18 protein-coding genes are annotated in these 23,109 nt (G+C 47.1%); 5 read left to right on the forward strand and 13 right to left on the reverse strand.

The genetic code is table 11. The features are described 5' to 3' along the window. From CLV98_RS02330 to CLV98_RS02375, 10 genes are all read right to left on the reverse strand, one after another. Window positions 1-1,470: a SusD/RagB family nutrient-binding outer membrane lipoprotein gene (locus tag CLV98_RS02330; RefSeq protein ID WP_109672438.1), complete on the reverse strand. Its 1,470-nt coding sequence runs from the start codon at window positions 1,468-1,470 to the stop codon at window positions 1-3. A 36-nt stretch (window positions 1,471-1,506) separates the two neighbouring features. Beyond that, window positions 1,507-4,677 carry a SusC/RagA family TonB-linked outer membrane protein gene (locus CLV98_RS02335; protein ID WP_109672440.1) on the reverse strand — a complete coding sequence of 1,057 codons (3,171 nt, stop codon included), beginning with the start codon at window positions 4,675-4,677 and terminating at the stop codon, window positions 1,507-1,509. A 136-nt stretch (window positions 4,678-4,813) separates the two neighbouring features. Further along, window positions 4,814-6,076, reverse strand: coding sequence for an NAD(P)/FAD-dependent oxidoreductase (locus tag CLV98_RS02340; RefSeq protein WP_109672442.1), 1,263 nt, complete (start codon window positions 6,074-6,076; stop codon window positions 4,814-4,816). Between the two features lie 1,242 nt (window positions 6,077-7,318). Beyond that, window positions 7,319-7,900, reverse strand: a complete 582-nt coding sequence (locus CLV98_RS02345) for an NADPH-dependent FMN reductase (RefSeq protein WP_109672444.1) — start codon at window positions 7,898-7,900, stop codon at window positions 7,319-7,321. A gap of 45 nt (window positions 7,901-7,945) precedes the next feature. Beyond that, window positions 7,946-9,007, reverse strand: a complete 1,062-nt coding sequence (gene hemH, locus CLV98_RS02350; RefSeq protein ID WP_109673037.1) for a ferrochelatase — start codon at window positions 9,005-9,007, stop codon at window positions 7,946-7,948. A gap of 75 nt (window positions 9,008-9,082) precedes the next feature. Then, window positions 9,083-10,033, reverse strand: coding sequence for an N-acetylornithine carbamoyltransferase (locus CLV98_RS02355; RefSeq protein ID WP_109672445.1), 951 nt, complete (start codon window positions 10,031-10,033; stop codon window positions 9,083-9,085). Window positions 10,034-10,195: 162 nt separating this feature from the next. Continuing rightward, complete coding sequence (locus CLV98_RS02360; protein ID WP_109672447.1) at window positions 10,196-11,350, reverse strand: aspartate aminotransferase family protein; 1,155 nt, start codon at window positions 11,348-11,350, stop codon at window positions 10,196-10,198. 24 nt (window positions 11,351-11,374) lie between these two features. Beyond that, window positions 11,375-12,361, reverse strand: a complete 987-nt coding sequence (gene argC, locus CLV98_RS02365; protein ID WP_109672449.1) for an N-acetyl-gamma-glutamyl-phosphate reductase — start codon at window positions 12,359-12,361, stop codon at window positions 11,375-11,377. 124 nt (window positions 12,362-12,485) lie between these two features. After that, window positions 12,486-13,685: an argininosuccinate synthase gene (gene argG, locus CLV98_RS02370; RefSeq protein WP_109672450.1), complete on the reverse strand. Its 1,200-nt coding sequence runs from the start codon at window positions 13,683-13,685 to the stop codon at window positions 12,486-12,488. 137 nt (window positions 13,686-13,822) lie between these two features. Continuing rightward, window positions 13,823-14,530 (reverse strand): GNAT family N-acetyltransferase, encoded by a 708-nt coding sequence (locus CLV98_RS02375; protein WP_109672452.1) that lies wholly within the window; start codon window positions 14,528-14,530, stop codon window positions 13,823-13,825. A gap of 364 nt (window positions 14,531-14,894) precedes the next feature. On the opposite strand from CLV98_RS02375, the gene aat reads away from it, so the two are divergent. From aat to CLV98_RS02400, 5 genes are all read left to right on the forward strand, one after another. Then, window positions 14,895-15,536, forward strand: coding sequence for a leucyl/phenylalanyl-tRNA--protein transferase (gene aat, locus CLV98_RS02380; protein ID WP_109673038.1), 642 nt, complete (start codon window positions 14,895-14,897; stop codon window positions 15,534-15,536). Between the two features lie 138 nt (window positions 15,537-15,674). Then, window positions 15,675-16,706: a glutamate 5-kinase gene (gene proB / locus CLV98_RS02385; protein WP_109672453.1), complete on the forward strand. Its 1,032-nt coding sequence runs from the start codon at window positions 15,675-15,677 to the stop codon at window positions 16,704-16,706. Beyond that, on the forward strand, window positions 16,706-17,953 hold the full coding sequence (locus tag CLV98_RS02390) for a glutamate-5-semialdehyde dehydrogenase (RefSeq protein ID WP_109672455.1): 1,248 nt from the start codon (window positions 16,706-16,708) through the stop codon (window positions 17,951-17,953). The genes proB and CLV98_RS02390 overlap by 1 nt, the downstream gene beginning before the upstream one ends. A gap of 36 nt (window positions 17,954-17,989) precedes the next feature. Further along, the gene (locus CLV98_RS02395) at window positions 17,990-19,075 is read left to right on the forward strand and encodes a M20 family metallo-hydrolase (protein ID WP_109672456.1); all 1,086 of its coding nucleotides are present in this window, start codon (window positions 17,990-17,992) and stop codon (window positions 19,073-19,075) included. Window positions 19,076-19,110: 35 nt separating this feature from the next. Then, the gene (locus CLV98_RS02400) at window positions 19,111-19,938 is read left to right on the forward strand and encodes an enoyl-CoA hydratase/isomerase family protein (RefSeq protein WP_109672458.1); all 828 of its coding nucleotides are present in this window, start codon (window positions 19,111-19,113) and stop codon (window positions 19,936-19,938) included. Between the two features lie 40 nt (window positions 19,939-19,978). Here the strand turns inward: CLV98_RS02400 and CLV98_RS02405 are convergent, their stop codons facing one another. The 3 genes from CLV98_RS02405 to CLV98_RS02415 all read right to left on the reverse strand — a co-directional run bounded on the left by CLV98_RS02405 (window position 19,979) and on the right by CLV98_RS02415 (window position 22,979). Next, a complete protein-coding gene (locus tag CLV98_RS02405) occupies window positions 19,979-21,544 on the reverse strand; it encodes an Rne/Rng family ribonuclease (RefSeq protein WP_109672460.1) in 1,566 nt (521 codons plus the stop codon). A 265-nt stretch (window positions 21,545-21,809) separates the two neighbouring features. Further along, a complete protein-coding gene (locus CLV98_RS02410; RefSeq protein WP_109672463.1) occupies window positions 21,810-22,646 on the reverse strand; it encodes a tetratricopeptide repeat protein in 837 nt (278 codons plus the stop codon). Between the two features lie 27 nt (window positions 22,647-22,673). Then, entirely contained in the window at window positions 22,674-22,979 is a 306-nt protein-coding gene (locus CLV98_RS02415) for an HU family DNA-binding protein (protein ID WP_109672464.1), read from the reverse strand. Window positions 22,980-23,109: the final 130 nt, after the last annotated feature.

The raw sequence follows: 23,109 nt of genomic DNA on the forward strand, positions 1-23,109 counted from the left end.
TTATTCGGCCCACCATAATTTTGTTTTCATGTCGTCGGAGCCACCTAATAGCTGAATACCTGCCTCCAAATTGATTTTGTTCAAAGAGTATTCATTGGTAGAGTAGGTGAAACGAGTAGGACGAATTCCGTCGTTATTGAATACGGCTCGGGAGTCGGCAGGCGGGAAGACGGGATAGCCCGTACGGCGCCATTCGGTCCAGGCCTCAATGCCTTGGCCGAAAAGAGATACCCATTTTTGCTCCATGATGTTTTCCTTACTAACAGGGCCTAGATTGGCTAAAAAGGCTGCCGAGGGAGTCAGTCCATATTGGTCGAAGGATGCCGCTACGGCGTCTTGGAAATAGGCTTCGGCATCACCGTCAATGTCTCCATCCAAGGCTGCTTCGGCCAGTATAAAGAGCAATTCGCTGTAGGTCATGATCACCTCTGGGGCTGTTGCCGCAGTGAAGTAATCGCCAACTGTAGAGCTAGTGGCCAGGTAGTTGGTGGCAATGGCGTCGGGTAGCCCGTTGGCATGGCCTTGGTAAACCCCTTCCGAATTAGGATTGGCAAAAACTGTGATACGCTCGTCTTCCATATCGTTGAGCTTGTCAGCAAATGTTTTGCTGATATTCCAGTCGGTTCTGCTGTCCTGTATCATCACCTGGTTCCACTCATTATTGCTAGGCAAAACGGCGCTGCAATTGAGCTGGGTATTGTCGGCATTGGATTCGAAAATGGGGAAGGTGGTAGGATTGTCCAAAATTTCCTTGAAGATGGCACGAGATTCGGTAGGTTTCTTCGCAGCCTGGCGGTTGGCAATGCGAAGTCTCAAGGAATTGGTGAATTTCTTCCACTTTAAGATATCCCCGTTATACAAGATATCCCCTGCAATGGCGGGCCCGGAGGGCGTTAGCAATTCGTTCGCCATTTTGAGGTCGTTCAACAAACCCGCATAGATCGCCTCCATATCGTCGTATTTGGGGCTGTAGATGGGCTCCTCAGCAGTTCCCTTTATGGCTTCTGAGTAGGGGATGGGCCCGTACATGTCGGTGAGTAACATAAACACCCATGAGCGCATCGTTAAGGCCACCCCAGCGTAATTGGTATTGGGAGTAGTGCCATCTGCCTTCGATAGGTCATAGATGCGTTGGTAATTGACTTGAGCATCGTTATAAAAGCCCTTCCAGTTATTGTTGGTCAGCGATACCGATACCAGATAGTTATCCCCTTCATTGGAAAGGATGTTACGGGTAAGGTGCTGAATGTACAACTCCGCTGCGTCAATATTGATTCTCTCGAATCGGGTACGGCTTCCCCAATACCGATCTACCGAGGCTTCTAAGGCGGTAGTGAGTAGATATTGTGCCTTAACCAAAGTAGGGCTGTTGGGGTTTGAGTTTATCTCGTCGAAATCATTGGTACAACTATTCGCTATCAGTAGGGCCATCAGGCCCATTAGTAGGGATCTATAGGTGATCTTTTTCATAAGTTTCAGATTAAAGTGATTGGCTATCTTAGCCTATTAGAAAGAAAAACTGAGGTTCACTCCGATACTTCTGGAGCTAGGAAGCTGTCCATACCCGAAGCCTTGGGCGTTTCCACCTTTCGAATCGAACTCAGGGTCCACATGTGGCGTATTCTTGAATATCATCCATACGTTTCTTCCTACTAGGGACAATTTGGCCGACTCAAAAAATGTTTTCTTGAGCAAAAACATCGGCAAGCTGTACCCTAAAGAGAGTTCTCTCAGTTTTACATAGCTAGCGTCAAAAATAGCCGCTTCGTGGTTGGTTCTTGGGTTGTTATAACCATAGAACTCCTTGGCCGGGATGATGACGTCGTTGGGGATATAGTTTCCATCGGGGCCTAGTTGTACCCCGTCGCCTATCACCCCTTCTTCTCTACCCACGCCAGTCTCGGCATACTGGCCCGTCCAACGGCCGGTAGCGGTTCCTTCGTCGAAGATTACTCCGCCCATTCTCACGTCTATCAATGACGATAAGGTGATGCCTTTGTAGGTGAATACGTTGGTAAGTCCTCCCGTCCACTTAGGTTGGATATTTCCTAAATTAATGGTTCCGCTGGCCAATTGAGGTAGCCCATCCTTGTAAACAATCTCTCCTTCGGGGGAGCGTTCCCATCCTTTTCCATAGAAAGTACCATAGGCCTCATTGACCCGTGCTTCAGAGGTCATCCCTCTTTGGGTGGTGATGGTGTAGGTAGTCAATCCTTCTGCCAAAGAAAGTACCTTGTTTTTGTTTTTGGCAAAGTTCAGGCTGACATCCCAAGAGAAGCCATTGCTGAGCTTGATGGGGTTGGCATTGACCATGATTTCAATCCCTTTATTCGATACAGCCCCGGCATTAAGTACGCGAGAGTCGTATCCACTCGACTTAGAGATCTCTACAGCCAAAATCTGATCCCTGGTTTTTTGTTCGTAATAGGTGAAGTCTAATCCGATTTTACCTTTAAACAAACGGATATCTGCACCTAATTCCAAACCGGTGGTGATTTCCGGCTTCAGCCCTGAGTTGGGGATCTTAACGGCTTCAGCGAACTTGGTAAGCTGGCCGTTCCAGGATCCGCTGGCGGTGAAAGTTTGTTGCAAGGCATAGGGCGTTGCGTCGTTACCCACTTGGGCGAGGCTGGCTCTTAACTTACCAAAGCTTAACACACTGCTCTGTATGTTCAGTAGGTCGGTTACTACCGCACTTACGGAGGCAGAAGGGTAGAAGAACGAGCGGTTGTTGCTCGGCAGGGTGCTCGACCAGTCATTGCGGGCCGTCAGATCCAAAAAGAGCATATTCTTCCATCCTAGTTGGGAGGCAGCAAACAGACTTTGAACCTTCGATTTGGTGATCTCACTCTCTATCGTGTTTGAGCTCGCCACGGAATTGGCGGCGTTGTACACCCCGTCTACTACCAGTTCGTTAACATAGAAGTAGTTACGCTTGGAGTAGTTGGTGCGCTGTACTCCACCACCTTGTAGGTTAAGAGAGAAGTCGGAGCTGATGTCCTTGTTGAAGGTCAAGATAAAGTCGCTGTTGGTCTCTTGGTTTCTTAACACCTCTTCGCTGTACTTTCCAGGGGTCGTGTTGCCATTACGGGTCCTTTCGAAATTGGCCACGTTGATCCGGGTGTCAGACCATACATCGGTTCCTGATCGTAACATCAGGCTAAGCGAAGGCAATATTTGATAGTTAAAGGATAAATTCCCTAAGAGGCGATCCTTCTCATTAGCATTGGGCAGATGGTCTTGGATATAGAATGGGTTAGTAAAATATTTATGCTGCCAGTTTGGGGGCTCCGTGTCTCCTTCTTTTTGGATGTGAATGTCGGCATAGTCTTCGTAGTTTCTTAACTGATCCCAGTTTAGCTGGCGGTGGGCCCAAATAAACTCCGAACCCGAAGTGTAGCCGCGGTTGTCGGCACCCGACTTAATGTATTCGGCCGATAGGGCTACACTCAGTTTACTGGTAAGGTTATAACCTGAGTTGATTTTAAAGTTGTAACGGTGGTAGTCGTTATTATGGGCAATGCCTTTTTGGTTGGTATGGCCGAGGCCTAGGCGGAAGTACCCGTTATCGTTTCCACCCGATAGGGCTACACTGTTAGAAATGGTGCGTCCAGTATCCCAAAATTGTTCCCAGTTGTCTGGTTCTGGGACGAGTGCATACACCCCTTCACCAGTTTGCCAGTCTCTTACCAGCCGACCATCCATGGGAGCTCCCCAGCTTTCGTCGGTTCCTTGGGTACCCGTCAGAGGGGCATTGGGACCATAGGCGGCTCTGTACTGCTCTACTTGTAAGGGATCCGAAAAGCCAGAGCTCCATCCATCGGAGTACCAGGTTCTGTATCCATCTCCTCCACCATAGGTGTTTTGGAAATTAGGTTTGATCCAAGGCCTTTCAAAGGTAACGTTGGAGTTGACCGACACGCCGATCCCTTTCGTTCCTTGTCCCGTTTTGGTAGTGATCAGGATCACCCCATTGGCCGCTCTAGATCCGTACAGGGCCGCAGCGTTAGGTCCTTTTAGTACCGATACATCCTTGATATTGTCGGGATTGACTTCCGACATCCCTCCACCAAATCGATTCTCGGCGGCCGAAGAGGTACTTTGTTGCATAGGGACCCCATCGATTACGATCAGGGGCTGGTTATTGCCCGAGATGGAGCCGGCCCCACGTATTTGTACCGTGGAGCCACTTCCGGGACCACCGTTTGACTGTATCCTTACACCGGCGATTTTACCGGATAGGGCGTTGGTTACGTTCGTTGAGCGAGATTCGGTCAAGCTACTTCCTTTGACCTCCTGAACGGTATATCCTAAGGCTTTCCTTTCCCTTTCTATACCAAAGGCGGTTACTACCACCTCAGCCAGTTGCCGAGTGTCGGCAATGAGGCGTATGTCAAATTTGGACTTGTTGCCTACTGGAATCTCTTGAATTAGGAATCCGACATATGAAACCACCAAGGTTCCTTCGGTAGTCCCTTCAGTCGGTATCACGAAGCTGAATTTTCCGTCAGCGTCGGCATTGGTACCGATGTTGGTACCCTTATAGATCACAGATGCCCCTGCTAGGCCTAGGCCATCGTCATTGGCCGTAATGGTCCCACTGATCTCCCGCGTTTGGGCCTTGGCCAACGTCGAAAAAATACAGACCCATACAACTAGGTGTAAAATTTTGCGCATAATATATAGGTTTGGATAAGTTAATTAATCAAAGATTATTGGTTTAAAAAAAGGAGTCTTATGCTGTATCGATACCGACCAATAGCTCCTTTTAATACTTCGTTAGAGCGACGTTTAAAACGATCTTAGGACCTCATTAAAGGAGCCTGCCCAAGGCGAAGATCGGATTAACGGCAAGGTCACCGTTGACGGTGTTTGCTGCCATTTCCCCAAAAGAAGCACCATGCTTATACCCGTGTCCTGAGCCTCCACCCATTACCCAGAGGTTGTCTACTCCGGGATGCTTGTCGAGGATAAATTCCCGGTCGGGGGTTTCGGTATATTGGCATACCCGCTGCTCGAGGATGGGTCTTCCGGTTAGCTTGGGGAATCGAGATGCCACTATTTTCTTGGCATGGTCCATCTCGTCTAGAGTTACATAACGTTGGTAAGTATCGAACTTGTCGGTAATAATGTCGTTTCGGATATCCCAAGCCACTTTAAAGCCTCGATATTCGCATCCAGGCATTCCGTAAGCCCCAAATTCCTTGTCGCGGTTAAACCAGGTTGGTAGGGTATTCTCCATCAAGTCGGAAGCACCGGCTGGAGAGGCTATAAAGAATGCAGCTTGTCGGGTGACGATGAGTTTTTTGGTGAGTTCAGGGAATAGCCTGACCAACCAAGGCCCACAGGCAAATACGAAACCGTCGGCCTCTATGGTGGTATTGTCCGCCAATAGGATAGAAGTGGCTTTTCCGCCTTTAATGTTTTCTTTCTTTACTTGCTGCTGGACGAATTTCCCCCCTTCTTTGACAAATAAATCGCGGACGGCCTCACAACCCTGACGGGCTTTTAAGAAGCCGGCGGTAGGGTCGAAGAACACCTCTTCCAAATCGTCCGTTTTTACGCCTGTCCATCGCTTACCCGCTTCACTGGGTGTGAGCATTTCCACGTCAATTCCTGCCTTTTTATACATGGGTAAAGAGGCCTTTAAACCCGGATCGTTACCATTCTTATAAAGGGCCATCAATCCATTTTGATAGAGTATTTTCTTGCCCATTTTGGCCTCGTTTTCTTTCCAAAGCTCTAGGGATCTTAGCACCATATCGAAATAATGCTGCTTTTCCCCATATAGGGCTCTGATGAGGCGCGTCTCTCCTCCCGAGCTGGCTTGGTTATTCCCAGGGCCGAACTGGTCGACGAGGGTAACGTCATACCCTTTACGTAACAAATGCAGGGCGGTCCAGCCTCCAAAGGCTCCCGCTCCAATGACAACTAGTTTTCCACTTTTGGCATTCGAACGATTTTGGGTCTGCGCTTTAATGGTTCCGGATGGTAATAGACTCCCAAGGGCCGTTGCGGCAGCTCCTTGAACACCATATTTAAGTAATTGTCGTCTGTTTAGACCTTTGTCTTCCATTTAAATTTTGTTTAGTGGTTATTTTTCTTAAGATTTCAGGGTGATAGCTGAATGGGTATTTTGATATTTGTTTTGGCTACTACTTGGATACTAAAAATTCCAAGTAAGCACCAATATTTTATGGTTTGAACACAAAGCTTCTCCGTTCAGATAATTGGTCATTATCTGTCAAAGAGCTATTGTTTTACGAGAGGCCCTATGGACCAGAAAAAAGAATTCTTGGAGCCGCCTAGGCAGCTTAATTTTTCGTGTTTCTGGAAAAGTTAAATTTTATGGATTTTGGTTAATCTTGCTTATGCAATAGGTTCCCATGGACCACTTTCGGTGGCCTAGAGAAACAATCTCGGATACAGCGTGGTGCGGCGTAACTATATCCTTTCTTGATGTTTGTATTTCAAATATACCGAATATGTGATTATTAGCAATATAAAAGATCAGAAAAATAGATATTTGTACAATATTAATTTGTTGTTCCTGATATTTTCAATATAATATTGCAATAGTCCATAATTTACAGAAAGGTCATTCGGCAAGCGGCCATAACTTTTAACCGACGGGGGGCAATTGTTTTTGTTCAAGACTTAGTGCGTTTATAATCACCATATTGAATGAATACAAAATAAATGGCAATAAGCAAATGGACGGTATGATTGGTAAATAATGCGAAAAGAGGGAGGATGGTAGTCGTGGAATGACTGGCTTGGTGTTGGCTAGTATCCATATATAAAAATCCTCAACAAGGGATATATGTTATCCTTGATGAGGAATGGTGTTTCTGCATTTCTGATTCTTAATAACCTAAAGAGGATGCGTTCTTTTGCAATTAACCCAATAAAATCCAAATCTTAAGCCGAAGGTAAAGGGAGTATTTTTTTAAGATGATGATTACTCCGATTCCATTGCATTATTATCTCATATATGTTTCTCGGCTTTGCTATCGAAGAGTTGGCCGACTTTGGTGCCGGTGCATGGGGATCGGTTGGTGCTTCGCAGGAAATACTATAAGAACGACGTGAGAAGGTCCACACCTGTCGGTGAGCTCGTGAATGAGTCGAGGTAAGTCACAAAAAAGAAAGGATCATCGCCTAAAGGCATTTCGCTGGTGAACCAGGCCACCTATTTTCGCTCTGCGAAATGGGCTCTGGCCTTTGTATAGGGAGATCCCACCACTGTTTTAGTTGATGACCTGGATGGTCATGAAGCTTCTTTCAAACCCTAGTTCGAAATTGAGATGTGGGACTTTTATTCGCTTCTGTGCCATCTATTGGCAATGGTCAATGAATAGTCTAAAAACTTCTGGGCCGATTTTTCGTAAAAGGCGTTGCCCAAACTGGTCCCATCGTCGGCGAGTTGGTTGTGCGTCTCGTGCGATTCCAAAATTAGAGGGGAGATTACCGAATGCTGATTCAGAAAGCTGATCAATTTTCCCAGCACCGTGCCTATTTCCGTACAAGGCCTCCTTCCACCACGGCCTCGGGATACACCTGCTAGGGCGAAAACCTTGTTATCGAATAGATAGGAGAAGTCTTTTTGCCCCAACTGATGCAGGGCATTGATCAGCTCTCCGCTGGTGATCCAGTTATATTCAGGAATTACAAAGATCACTAACTCGGCTTCCTTCCATATATCTATGAGGTTCGATTGAAATTGGGTAAGCGCGCTGGCCTTCAAGCTCGACCTTCCTACCATGGGGATGTCGATCTCCTCAAAGTTGGCTACCCGTATCCGATGCTCGGTATTAGCCAGGCTCTTGGCCATATATTTGGCTACTTTTAAGGAGTTGCTCCCTTGGCGGGGCGAGGTCGAAATGATGGCTATCTTCATGATTAAATCGATTTTTAGTGTGTTGAAGTATAAGGCTGCGTTATTTTACGCATTTTCTACCAAGTCTACCAGGGTTTCTATCCAGATATCGCTATCGTTTAGGCTTTCTACCAGTTGCCAATGCTCGCCTCCATTTTCTTCGAAAAGCTCCTTGTACTCGTCACCTACCTCTATGGTAGTTTCTAGGCAGTCGGCTACAAACGATGGGGAGAAGGCCAGAACACTCTTGACACCTTTGGCAGTTAATTGAGGGATAATCTCGTCGGTGTAGGGCTTGATCCATGGGGTCTTGCCCAGTCGCGACTGAAAGCAGGTGGTATACTCGCCTTCTTTTAACCCGAGTCCTTTTGCCAACAAACGGGTGGTCTCGAAACACTGCGCCCTATAGCAATGCTGGTTGCGATGGTTGAGCACGTCGCAGCAGCTTCCAAACTGGCACTGCTCATTGGTAACGTCGCCCTTGGTAATTTGCCGCTCTGGTAGGCCATGGTAGCTAAATACCACATGGTCGTACTTCCTTTGGGCCATGTATTTTTTGCCGAGGTTTACGAAGCCCTCAATAAACTTGGGGTGGTCCAAGAAGCGGTTCACGAAGCGTAGCTCAGGGAGTACCTCCCAGTCTTTGATGGTCTCCATCACCAATTTATATACCGATCCCGTAGAGGCAGATGCATATTGGGGGAAAAATGGGATTACAATGATATCGGTAAAACATTCCTTCCGTAGCTCCGTAAGCGCCGATTCTATACTCGGACTTTGGTAACGCATGGCTAGTTTAACTACAAAGCGTTCGCCTAAGGCCTTTTGAAGCTTTTCTTCTACCGAATAGCCATAGATTTTGAGGGGTGATCCTTCAGGTAACCAGAGTTCCTTGTATACTTTTGCCGACTTGGGCGCTCTGAAAGGGGCAATGATCAGGTTAATCAACAGCCATCTGTTCAGATAAGGAATGTCTATCACACGCTCGTCCATCAGGAATTCGCGTAGGTACTTCCGTACGTCGGGTACCGAAGGACTGTCGGGTGTACCCAGGTTAACGATCAATACACCCGTTTTACGAATGGAGGGGATATTTTTTAGTTCTGAAGTTTCTTGAGAATCGAGCATCATAATTTCATAATAGAGGACATTTTTTATGCCCAAATTGGTACATGGTTGGGTTGGAGCGAATGAAGAAACCCGTTATTTCATTCCAAGGAGAATCTCTCTTAAGGCAGCCTGAGCAGCCCATTCCCTGTTGGCGGCTTGTTCGATGACCAAGGAGTGTGGGCCGTCGAGCACCTCGTCGGCCACTTTCATGTTGCGACGCAGGGGCAGGCAATGCATAAACTTACCATTATCGGTGAGGCTCATCTTGTCGTTGGTGATCATCCAGCTTGGGTCGCTGCTCAGCACCTGCCCATAGTGCTCGTAGGACGACCAATTTTTTCCGTAAACGAAGTCGGCACCTTCTAGGGCTTTATCCTGGTCATAGATCACCTGGCCCTTACCCACAAAATCGGGCGAAAGGTCATACCCTTTCGGATGGGTGACGACCAGTTCAACCTCGGCATGGTTCATCCATTCGCAGAACGAATTGGCCACCGCCTGGGGTAGAGGTTTGAAATGAGGAAGCCAGGTAAGCACCACTTTGGGTCTTTCCTTGAGCTTGAATTCTTCGATGGTGATGCAGTCGGCCAAGGATTGTAATGGGTGGCGTGTGGCCGATTCCAAGTTAATTATGGGTACACCAGCATATTTTTTGAACTGTTGAAAAACAATTTCCTGATAATCCTTCTCCCGGTCCGACAGGGAGGCAAACGAACGGATCCCGATGATGTCGCAATAGCTACCAATAACGGCGGCGGCTTCTTTGACATGCTCGGCTTTGTCGCCATTCATGATTACCCCCTCTTCCATCTCCAGGCCCCAGCCGTCTTGCCCTACGTTCATCACGATGACGTTAAGGCCAAGGTTTTGCGCCGCTTTCTGGGTGCTTATCCTGGTACGTAGGCTCGAATTGAAAAATAACAGACCGATGGTCTTGTTTTTTCCCATTTCCTGATCGCCAAATGGATTTCTTTTGGCAACAATGCCACTAGTGATCAGCTGACTCAGGTCTGGAACGTCTTGGAAGGATAAAAAATGTTTCATTTATTAGGTATCGTATTTTACGACGGTTAAGGTCTTTTTATAGGTTTTTGGCTTTGGGATGTATATAGTACAATTTTTGGTCCTATACAGTTGCCCAAGTCCTCGATTTTTAATTGGCCTCTTAGGAGGAGTATCAGGAGATTCCTAAGAGGCCAATCGATGTTAAGCCTCTTTTAGAGCCGGTTGGTGAAATGCCTTCAGGCAATCGGCATAGGCGGCTAAAAATAGGTCGGCCTCTTTTTGGCTTAGGGCCAAAGAAGGGAGGAGCCGTAACGTATGGGCTCCAGCTACTCCGGTAAATATTTTATGCTCGAACAAAAGTTTGTTTCTGAATTCTTTGACGGGAAATTCGAACTCTATACCGATCATAAGTCCCCGACCTCTGAGGTCCTTATATCCGCCCAATTTGCGTATTCCTTCGAAGAGATAGTCTCCCATTTTTGCGGCATTTTCTATCAGACCTTCATTTTTTATAATGTCCAAAACTGCAATACCTGCCGAACAAGCTAGGTGATTCCCTCCAAAAGTGGTTCCCAGTAAGCCGAAGCTCGCTTTGAATTTAGGCGAAATCAGCACGCCAGCTATGGGGAAACCATTGCCCATTCCTTTGGCCATGGTCATCATATCGGGAGCGATACCGCTAAACTGGTGGGAGAAGAATTTTCCGGTACGGCCATAGCCACACTGTACGCTGTCGAGGATGAGTACGGCGCCCGTTTCATCACATCGGCGACGGAGGGCCTGTAGAAACTCCGTGGTACATACCTGTATGCCGCCCACTCCTTGGATACCTTCTACAATTACGGCCGCTACCTCGTCAGTAATGCCTGTCTCTAGCGCTTCTACGTCGTTGAAGGGTAGAAAATGGACATGTTCTTTGTAGTTGACTGGCGCCACAATGGAGGGGTTGTCGGTTACGGCAACGGCTCCAGCGGTACGTCCATGAAAGGATTTGGTAAAAGATACCACTTTGGTTCGGCCCGTATGAAAGGAGGCGAGCTTCAGGGCATTTTCATTGGCCTCTGCTCCCGAATTGCATAGGAAAAGCTTGTAGTCGGGGTATCCCGATAGCTTCCCAAGCTTTTGGGCCAGCTCCTCTTGGAGGGGTATTTGTACCGAATTAGAATAAAAACTAATGGCAGAGAGTTGTTGGGTGAGCCGAGCTACATAGTCGGGATGGCAATGGCCTACCGATATTACGGCGTGCCCGCCATAAAGGTCGAGGTATTCTACGCCATTTTTATCCCATAGGTAGCTTCCGTGAGCCTTTACAGGCTCAATATCGTACAGGGGATATACTTCAAATAAGTGTGACATAATATTGCCGAGTTTAAAGGATGGTTAAAAAGAGGGGGCTTTTAGACGTAAGCCTGCATCCTCCGCTAAACCAAACATAAGGTTCATATTTTGAACAGCCTGTCCCGATGCTCCTTTGGTAAGGTTGTCGATGATGCTGGTAATGAGCAATTGTCCATCGTGCAGTTCGAGATGCAGTAGACACTTGTTGGTATTGACCACCTGCTTGAGGTCGATCGGAGTTTCACTCACATGAGTAAAAGGATGCGTAGCGTAGTATTGCTGGTACAAATTGTACGCCTCCTCTAAGGTTCCCGAGAAACTGGTGTAAACATTGGCCATAATGCCCCTGGTAAAGTCGCCTCGATAGGGTACAAAATGGATGCCCTTGTCGAAGCTGGGCTGTGCGCTGGTCCACACCATCCTGATCTCCTTAAGGTGTTGGTGGGTAAATGCCTTATAAATAGACATGTTATTATTGCGCCATGAGAAGTGCGTGGTGGGGCTTAGTGCTTGTCCGGCACCCGTACTGCCCGTAATGGCACTCACATGTACGTCTCCAGCTAAGCGGTGGTGATGGGCCAAGGGGAGGATGGCCAGCTCGATACTGGTGGCGAAGCAACCCGGATTGGCAATTTTACTACTTTGCTGAATGGCGTCACGTTGTAGCTCGGGAGAGCCATAGGTGAAGCCGAAGGATTCGTCACGAAAATCGGTGCTGAGGTCGATGATCTTGATCGACTCAGGAACCTGATATTGATCCAGAAACTTCTTAGATTCTCCATGACCCGAGCATAGGAAAATGGCCTGAAGCAACTTTTGGCTGAGTAATTCTTCTAGGTTTTCACCAGAAAAAATCAAGTCCGTGTCTCCTAGTAAATCCGTATGGGTAGCATATACGGGTTTCCCTGCCTGGCTTTTGCTATGGGCGAAGGCGATGGTCACCTGGGGGTGATGGATCAATATTCTTAGTAACTCACCGCCGGTATAGCCCGCTGCCCCTATAATGCCAATATTTATTTTGGTACTCATATTCAATTTTTCCTTTGGAGACGCCTCAGGCAGGGGATAACACGCTGCCTGAGGCGTCTCCGGTGATGATAGGATGCAAGAGCTGGGATTTTGCTCCAGTTTGCTTTTTTGCTGTAATGAAGGCTTACTCTGCCGATTCAGTCACTTGTTGGTAGATCATCGACTGGTTAGAAGCTACCTTTGAAAAGCCTCTTACGTCGTCGCCTGTCCAGGCGTTGTTCATCTCTCCATAGCTACCAAACTTGGCCGACATCAGGTCATAGGGCGACTCGATGCCTTCGATATGGAAACGGTAAGGGGCCAGATGTACATGAACGGTACCACTCACATGCGCCTGGGTGTCGGTTAGGAAGGTCTCGATGTTGCGCATTACCGGCTCCACAAACTGTCCCTTGTGCAGCATGGTACCGTACGAATTGGCGAGTTGTTCTTTCCAGTAGAGCTGCTGCTCGGAAAGGACGTGTTTTTCGAGGGTATGATGCGCCTTAATGATAATAAGTGGTGCGGCGGCTTCAAAACCTACCCGTCCTTTAATCCCAATGATGGTGTCGCCCACATGGATGTCGCGTCCAATTCCAAAAGGCTGGGCAATGGCCGTCAGTGCCTGAATCACCTCCACGGGGGTGTCATATGCTTTACCATTGAGTGCCTTAAGTTCTCCTTCTACGAATTCTAGGCTGATGGTCTCCGGCGTCGATTTGGTGACCTGAGTAGGCCAAGCCTCCTCGGGAAGGTATTGGCTTGAGGTGAGGGTCTCTTTCCCACCTACAGAGGTTCCCCAAAGGCCTTTATTGATGCTATAGGCGGCTTTGGTCCACTCGCGACCGACCCCTTTTTTGGTAAGGTATTCTATCTCTGCCTCTCTGGATAGCTTCAGGTCACGGATGGGGGTGATAATTTCGGCTTCGGGGATGATGATCCGGAAGGCCATGTCGAAGCGCACTTGGTCGTTACCGGCTCCAGTACTTCCGTGGGCAATGGCATTTGCGCCAATTTCCTTAGCATATTCTGCTACCGCTACGGCCTGGAACATCCGCTCGGCACTTACCGAGAGCGGATAGGTATTGTTCTTTAATACGTTTCCGAATATAAGGTATTTGATGCAGTCGTCGTAGTAAGACTGAGTCTTGACGATGGTAGCATGTTTTTTTACACCGAGTGCATATGCGTTGGCTTCAATAGTCTGTAGTTCGTCCGCCGAAAAGCCTCCTGTATCGACAAGGACTGAGTATATTTCATAGCCTCTATCTTCGGCAAGGTACTTAACACAAAACGAGGTATCTAATCCTCCACTAAACGCTAGAACTACTTTTGGCTTTGACATTATGGGTATATATATGAGGTTTAAAGTTTTAATTCTAAAGTACAAAGTAACGAAAAAATACCTCGCAACAGGCTTATAATGGCGGCCGGGCAAGGTATTCCAAGATATTTAAATCTGATTTTTTTACAGACAAGTACTTAATGTACGAGTATGGCCCCGGCATTTTTCTTTTTTGCGCGTTCTTCCCTACGCAACAGAATCCTTTGCTTGATGCGCATCCAACGCTCATACAAGCCCGACTCTTTTATGAAATCCCAGGAATTGCTTTCTTTTACCACGGTATTTTTTTTATGATCATCAGGGTTGTACATCATTCCGGTGCATAGGCAATGTTTTTTGCCGGTACGCGTCAACACGTCATAGTTCACGCAGCTAGCGCAGCCTTTCCAAAAAGATTCGTCGGCGGGCAGTTCGCTGAAAGTTACGGGTTCATAACCTAAGTCCGAGTTGATCTTCATCACGGGTAGGCTGGTGGTAATCCCTATGATTTTGGCATTGGGGTATTTTCTACGCGACAAATCGAAAGCCTTTTCTTTGATAGCCTTGGCCATGCCACTATTACGAAAGTTGGGGTGTACGATCAGTCCAGAGTTGGCTACGAACTTGCCGTGTTCCCAGGTTTCGATATAACAAAATCCTACCCATTCGCCCTCTATGGTCGTGGCAATAATAGCCTTACCTTCCACCATCTTCTCCATGATATAAACAGGGGAGCGTTTGGCGATGCCAGTGCCCCGTTTTTTGGCACTTTCTTCCATTTCGGCGCATATCACCTCGGCGTAGGAAAGATGGTCTTCACTGGCAGTTTGAACGATATACTTTTGAACTACTTCGGTATTTTTCATGAATGATTATTCTGATAAGAATCGGAACAAAATTAAATAACCCCAGAACGGAAACGATGGGACGTTGGTAATGAAATTGTAATGCTTTGGGGGGAGAACATTTGCCACGTAGGCAAAATAATATCATGCGGTCCGGCAGGACCTAAATCGGAATGGTGTAGTATGAAAAACAGTAAGTATGCCGTTGTTATTCATTGACTTGTTGTCGTGTAAGAAGTTGCAAATTTTGCACAAATATTATTTACTACAAAGGAACAGATCAATTATTTTTCTGGTTCAGATTTTATAAGAAAATTGCAGATAAACCGAATTGACCATTTCCCGGAAGATAAGACGTATTTATGGAAGAATGGTAACCCGATGTATGGAAAATGAGCAAACTTTTTTTGATGTAGAGGATCTTTTAAATGGCTATGTGAATGGCATATTTCCTATGGCCGATGCCGATGGCACCATCCATTGGTATGCTCCTGACCCTCGAGCCATCATACCTATTGAGCAATATAAACCTTCCCGGTCCTTACGACCCATTCTTAACAAAAGGGTATTCGATATTAGGATCAACACCGCTTTTGAGGCGGTCATGAGGGGCTGTGCTTTGCCCCGACAGCATAACGACGACGAAGAAGATGGGACCTGGATATCTGAGCATATCATAGAGGTCTATACCCAGCTGCACGAATTGGGCTATGCCCATAGTGTGGAGGCATGGAAAGATGGCCAACTGGTAGGAGGGTTGTACGGAGTATGTATTCATGGCGCTTTTTTTGGAGAATCTATGTTCACTCAGATAAGTAATGCCTCTAAGGTGGCTTTTCATTATTTGATAGCCATACTAAAGGCTAACGACTTCGCCTTGTTGGACACTCAGTTTATGAATGAAAACGTAAAACGGTATGGAGCCATTGAGATACCCCGAGCTACCTATCTGAGCCTGCTGCACGATGCCCTACAGGAGCCTCGCCGTTTCGATCCGCAAGGCATACTTACGGAGGGTCATGCCTAGAAATGAATTCAGACCCGTATTTCTGGCGGCTGTTTCATTCTAAAAGGGTACTTTTGCAGGACCGAGAATAAATTTACCAAAATAGGTCTTGGCATTTACTTGCTAGGAAGGCTCAAGACCTGTCAATAGCAACTGAACGTGTCAAAACCAATACTAGTCATAAAATTCGGAACGGCATCGATCACTCTACCTTCTGGAGAGCCCGACAGTCGTGTCATATCCGAAATTGCCCGCCAAGTGTCGGGCTTGCACCTCCACTACCGGATTATCTTGGTATCTTCTGGTGCAGTAGGGGCAGGAAAGTCCCAAATAAGGCGCTATAAGGGAACGATGATCCAGCGGAAGGCCGCTGCTTCGGTAGGGAACCCTCTGTTGGTTGGGCTCTATGCCACGTTTTTTGCGCCCTTCAAAATCCATATCGCTCAAAGTCTATGTGAAAGACAACATTTCGCACATCGCAATAAGTTTTTACAGCTGAAACAGACCTTCGAGGAATTATGGCGTAGTAATATCATCCCCATTGTGAACGAAAATGACGTGATCAGCGATAGGGAGTTGAAGTTTTCGGATAACGACGAGTTGGCTACCCTGCTGGCCGTAGGGTTCGGTGCGGAGACGCTCATGTACTGCACCTCCGTGGGCGGCTTGCTGGATGCCGACGGGAGTATCGTTCCCCAGGTTACCGATGTCAACGAGGTATTTAAACTGGTCCGGACGGAGAAATCCTTCTTAGGACTAGGCGGAATGGCTTCCAAGCTTACCTTCGCCAAGTTAGCCACTAGAATGGGCATCAGGGTGGTGATATTTGGGATGAACCAACCCGACGAGTTGTTAAGGGCTTTGAAAGGGGAGGTGGGCACGGTGTTTATTCCAGGTAAAAGCACCCTTTCGGCTCGTAACCGGTGGTTGGGCAGTGGAGGGCTGGTGTCGGGCTACCTGAAGGTAGACGATGGAGCGGGAAAAGCTCTGCTCAAACGCAAAAGCCTTCTGGCCGTGGGGGTATTGGAAGTGATGGGTTCATTTGAAGCCGGTGAGCTCATAGAAATTTATTCCTCCCAACAAGAAATGATAGCCGTGGCAAGGGCCAGAGCGACCTCACAGGCTATTCAGGAAAATATCAAAGCAAATAATTTTGAAGTGGCACATGCCAACGATATAGTATTATTATAATGGAAACGATCATACCCTTATTGCAAGAAACCCATCAGGCGGCCGTGGCGGTTAGGCGGTTAACCGACCAACAACGATCCGAATTGCTCCTAGCACTTTCGGAAACCTTGGTGGCGAATGCCCCACTGATTGTAGTTGAAAATAAGAAAGACCTCGACGTGATGTCCGACGAGGATCCTAAAAAGGATAGGCTCTTGCTCAACGAGCAGCGGATTCAAGCCATGGCCCAAAGCCTTGTTACGGTTGCCGCCCTGCCCGATCCGACGGGGGAGGTACTATTGGAGAAAACGATAGAGCAGGGGTTGCAACTCCAAAAAATTGCCGTTCCATTAGGAGTCGTTGGGGTAATATATGAATCGCGACCCAACGTCACTGTCGATGTTGCCGCCCTTTGCCTGCGCTCAGCGAATGCTTGTGTATTAAAAGGAGGCAAGGAGGCGCATTACTCCAATACCTGCCTGGTAGGGCTTATTCATGGAGTATTGGCGACTTTCGGAATTCCGGCAGCGGCCGTGCAACTGTTGCCTACAGGCCGGGAGTTCGTTGCCGAGCTGCTCAACGCAGTCCAATATGTGGACATCATCATTCCTAGAGGATCCGAAGGGCTCATTAAGTTTGTACGTCAAAACTCCTTAGTTCCTACCATCGAAACGGGTGCAGGCGTCTGCCATACTTACGTAGAACAGACGGCTGATCTGGATATGGCGGCACAGATTGTGGTGAATGCCAAGGTATCGCGTCCTTCCGTTTGCAATGCCTTGGATACACTGGTTGTCGACAGGTCCGTTGCTTCCGCGCTGTTGCCTCGGTTAACTTCCGAGTTTAACAGGTATAACGTAGAGGTGTTTGCCGATCCGACTTCCTATCAGATATTACAAACAGTGGGCTATCCCCTATTACAGAAGGCAGCGGATTCCGACTTTGGCAGGGAATTTCTCGATTATAAATGCTCCATAAAAGTAGTAGATAACCTGGATGAGGCCTTAGATCATATTCGGGCGCATTCTTCACGTCATTCGGAAGCCATAGTTACCAAGGACCATGCGGCATTGGAACGTTTCCTCAACGAGGTGGATGCCGCCGCCGTGTATGCGAATGCCTCCACCCGCTTTACCGATGGGGGGGTGTTTGCCTTGGGAGCCGAAATCGGGATCTCTACCCAGAAGCTACATGCCAGAGGGCCTTTTGCCTTGGAAAAACTTGTAACCGAAAAATGGGTGGTAAGAGGTAATGGTCAGGTTCGTTAGTTTCCAGTTTATATAAGCTTTTAGCGTGATTATCTTATGAAAATTATTCCTTTGGAACAGCTGCAATCCTTGTCCGATCGGGCCATAAGCTTGCTGAAGTCCTTGATAGAAACTCCTTCTTTTAGTAAGGAGGAGTCCGAAACGGCAGCCATACTACAGGCTTTTTTCGATGGTCAGAATATTCCATTTCAGCGAAAACTGAATAATATTTGGGCATTGAACAAACATTTTGACCCGTCCAAACCTACCTTATTGCTCAATTCGCACCACGATACCGTAAAGCCGAATAAGTCCTGGACCTTGGATCCTTTCCAGGCACAGGTCATCGAGGACAAACTTTATGGCCTTGGCAGTAACGATGCCGGTGGCTGCCTGGTTTCGCTGATCGCTACCTTTTGTCATTTCTATGAACGGGACGATCTTACCTATAACATCATATTGGCTGCCACGGCTGAGGAGGAGATATCGGGCAAGGAAGGCTTGGAGCTGGTAGTACCTGAACTTCCCGAAATAGCCTTCGCCATAGTAGGAGAGCCTACGGAGATGCACCTGGCGGTGGCCGAGAAGGGCCTGCTGGTGCTGGATTGTACGGCCAAGGGGCGCTCAGGCCATGCCGCACGCGACGAGGGTGATAACGCCATCTATAAGGCTCTAAAAGATATACAGTGGATTTCGAGCTATCAGTTTCCCAAAGTTTCACCCACCCTCGGTCCGGTCAAAATGTCGGTAACCATCATTCAGGCAGGCACGCAGCATAATGTAGTGCCCGATCAGTGTAGCTTTACCATCGACGTGCGTGCCACCGACCAATACACTTTGGAAGAGATTATTGAGGTGATAGAGGCACATATTGGTTCCGAAATTTCGCCTAGGTCTATTCGGCTTCGGCCTTCCAGCATACCCATGGAACACCCTATTGTGCAGGCAGGAGTAGCCATGGGACGTAATACCTATGGGTCGCCCACCACGTCGGATCAGGCCTTGCTCGACTGCCCTTCTTTAAAGATGGGACCGGGCCATTCGGGACGTTCGCATAGTGCCGATGAGTTTATATATCTGCACGAGATTCCCGAAGGAATACAGCAGTATATCGCGATGGTGGAAAGTGTGGTAGGATCGTAATGATAATCGATCGATAACCGTTAAATATAAGATTTATGCGTTTCTACAGTGAAAATGATATCGCTCGCTTCGACAACGTATCCTTCGTTTTTATAGAAACGGAGGAGCATGAATCCGTCTTTAAGATCATCCTGAATAGGCCAGAAAAGCGGAATGCCTTTACGCCCACCATGGCCGAGGAAATCGTGTTTGCTCTGGCCTATGCCCATTATAGCTCCCATATCCGTTGTGTAGTACTATCGGCTCGGGGGCCGGTATTCTGTGCTGGAGCCGATCTGAACGCCTTCCACGATGCGTCGGTAGATACGCCGAATCCTACGCTACCCCGCCCCAATGAGCCCGTTAAGCTGGGCGATGCCTTCGCTCAGCTTTTCAAGCCGGCTATTGCCCAAGTCGAAGGGGCCGTTTTGGCTGGTGGCTTTTTACTTATTTGTGGCTGTACGTTTGTGTACACGATTCCGGAGGCGAAGTTTAGCTTACCCGAAGTGAAGCGGGGGATATGGCCTATGCAGGTTATGGCGTCACTGAGTGGTTTAGTGGCCGATCGTAAGATATTGGAGATGGCTATTACCGGCAGGTCTTATTCGGCCATGGAAGCCCTTAATATGGGCCTAGTGACGCAGCTGGAGCCACAAGAGACCCTTTCTGTACGCGTCCAAGAACTGGCCGAACTAATTGCTGGAAACGCTCCTTTAGCTATTATGGAGGGTATGAAGGCCTTCGCCGCCTTTAAAGATGTAGCAACGGATGAGCGGCACGGGTACCTGCAGGAAAAGTTACAGGCCATATTGCTATCCAAAGATGCAAAAGAGGGAGTATTGGCCTTTCGTGAAAAACGTAAGCCCAATTGGCAAGGAGAATAAGGTATGGGGAACCCAGGCTATCGGGTCCGCAACGCCTGACTTAGCTGCCAGGGATGATTTCTATTTCTTCTCCATATTGATTATGGAATTTGAAATCGACTACTCCAAACGACGAGTCTTTCATAAGCCTCACCCAAGTTTTGTATTTGAAGAACCATTTCACCTGTTCCGATATAAGGCCTTTTGTGAAATAGGCGTATAAGAATGGATGTAGGGCGATCATGATCCCCTTCTCGTTTTGCTTGGTGAGCATGTAATCGACATTATTGGCTATAATGTCGGAAACCAGGATACTGGCTTGAATGTTACCTGAGCCGCCACAAGTAGGGCATACCTCCCGAGTAACGATGTTCATCTCGGGCCTTACCCTCTGGCGGGTAATCTGCATGAGTCCAAATTTGGACAGGGGAAGAACGGTGTATTTAGAGCGCTCCCCTTTCATTTCGGTGCGCATGGTATCGAACAGAATCCTTTTGTTTTCTGCCTTCTTCATGTCGATAAAATCGATCACGATGATACCACCCATATCCCGAAGCCGAAGCTGGCGGGCCACTTCCTTGGCTGCCTCAATGTTGACACTCAGCGCGGTCGCTTCTTGATCCTCTTCCGAGTTCGATTTGTTCCCACTGTTGACGTCTATCACATGGAGCGCTTCCGTGTGCTCTATGATCAGATAGCCTCCATTAGGAAGACTTACCGACCGACCAAAAAGAGATTTGATCTGCTTTTCGAGTCCGAATTGTTCAAAGATTTTATTCTTACCATTATGCAGCCTAAGGATGTTTTCCTTGTCGGGTGCTATGTTATGAATATAGGCTTTGATATCGTCATAAACGTCCTTAGAGTCGACGGTGATGCTATCGAAAGATTCGTTGAGCATATCGCGTATGATGGACGAGGCTCGGTTCATCTCTCCGATAATTCGGTCTCTTGGCTTGGCATCCCGAAGGTTTTTGATGCCATTTTCCCATTTTTCCAGACAGTCCTGAAGGTCTTTGTTGAGGTCGTCTACGTGCGTTCCCTGAGCAACGGTACGAATAATGACCCCAAAGTTAGCAGGCTTGATGGACGATAGTAGCTTTTGAAGGCGCTGCCGCTCCTGCTTGTCGGTAATCTTTTTGGAGAGATTGACCGAGTTGGAAAATGGAACTAAGACGATGTAACGGCCTGCAATAGAAATATCGCAGGATAGGCGGGGACCTTTTGTGGAGATGGGTTCCTTGACAATCTGGACCAAAATAGGCTGGTTTCTAGAAAGCACCTTGTCTATTTTGCCCAGTTTCTCAATTTCGGGCTCCATTTTGAAGTTATTCAGCTTGCCTGTCGACTGCCCACGTTTAGCAATAGTGTCCTTGGTGAGTTTGTTGAGCGAATTAATATTGGGACCTAGATCCAAATAATGCAGAAATGCGTCTTTCTCGAAACCTACGTCTACAAAGGCCGCATTGAGGCCCGATACTAGCTTTCGAACGGTACCTAGGTATATATCTCCTACAGTAAAGTTCTGGTCTGGTACTTCGACGTGGTATTCTAATAGACGTTTATCCTGCAAAAGGGCAATACGTTCTCCCTTTTGAGTAGAATTTATAAGTAATTCGTTACTCAATGTAAAACCAACCTAATGGCCGTATAAAGTTAAACTTAGCATCCAAGCATCATGATGAGCCGGAATAAAAACTGAATGGGGGAAAATAAAATCTATGGTCGGAGCAGGGAATGCCAAGTCCGACCATAGATATATTATTTCTTCTTATGTCTGTTTTTTCTTAGACGTTTTTTTCTTTTGTGAGTGGAGATCTTATGTCTCTTCCTTTTCTTTCCGCAAGGCATATTGATATCGTTTATAATAATTAAATTGTTTTCTTACGCTTCTACTGGTTCAGGCGCCCCTCTAGCTCGGCTACTGCCTGTTGGATAATGGGGTCCTTCTCCTCTTTTTTTACTTCGGCTAGCACTTTACGTGCCTCGTCGTTTTTACCCAGCTCCACCAATGAAAGTCCAAGATAGAACTTTGCTTTGGTATTCGATGGGTTATTCGTCAATATCTGACGAAAACGATCGGTAGCCTTGGTATATTGATTCGACCGCATCGACAAAATTCCCAGATTAAACAGGGCTAATTCGTTGGTTGGGTCGTTGTCCAAAACCTCACGTAACATCAAAATCCCTTGCATAGGGTTAGGTGTATTTACGTAAGTCATGGCCATATTGGCTTTCGCCGTTAACAAACCAGGATTCAAATCTAAGGCTTTCTGGTAATATTCCCTTGTCTTTTGACCTAGGTTTTTTGCTTTTTGATCGTCAACGGCAAATCCGTATGCGTCGTAGTAGCGATCACCCGTACGCATATAATTCTCAATGGTGGGGGCTAGCAGGCTGACTTGCTCCGCATAATAAGCCGAACTGTCAAACTTCTGTAAGCTTCGGAACTGGTCCGAAAGCTTGATGCCAGCGCTGGCCTTCTCTTTTTCTGAAGCCAAGATGAAGCCACTTCTCAACTTATCGACAACTGCTTGCTGATCAGGGGATAAAGTGGCTCCAGCATGGCTGTCGGAGGACTGTTCCGTTGCAGGAGTTTCCTCCACAGCGACAGATTCTTCCGTTTCCATTTCGCCAGACTTGTTGTTTACTACCACTTTAGGTAAACTGTACAATGTACCCGCAAGAGCCACTGCAAGGAAACAAGAAAGGATAATGGATTTTTTCATGGTTTTTTTTAAAGATTAGGGAAGAGATTATTTCTCAACAACTTCTTTAATTTTTGCGCTTTCTTTAACTTGCTCAACAAAAACTTTGGCAGGTTTGAAACTAGGAACAAAGTGTTCATCGATGATCATGGAAGTGCCTTTCGATATGTTACGTGCAACTTTACGGGCACGCTTTTTATTGATAAAACTTCCAAACCCTCTTACATAAAGATTTTCACCTTCCGAAAGCGAATCTTTAACAACGGTGAAAAACGATTCTAACGTTTGTTGAACATCGCCCTTCTCTACGCCTGTTTTCTCAGATATTTGTGCGATTACGTCTGCCTTAGTCACTTTGATAGTTTACTTTAAGTGGATATTATTTCTTGTATTTTTTTGTTCCTCCATTTTTTTGGGAACACAAAGGTACGCTAATTTTACTGTAATTTAAAAGGTTGACGTTTTCATTTTTTTTCTAATTGGT

This window comes from Dyadobacter jejuensis, assembly GCF_003149085.1.
GTDB classification, from domain to species: domain Bacteria; phylum Bacteroidota; class Bacteroidia; order Cytophagales; family Spirosomataceae; genus Dyadobacter; species Dyadobacter jejuensis.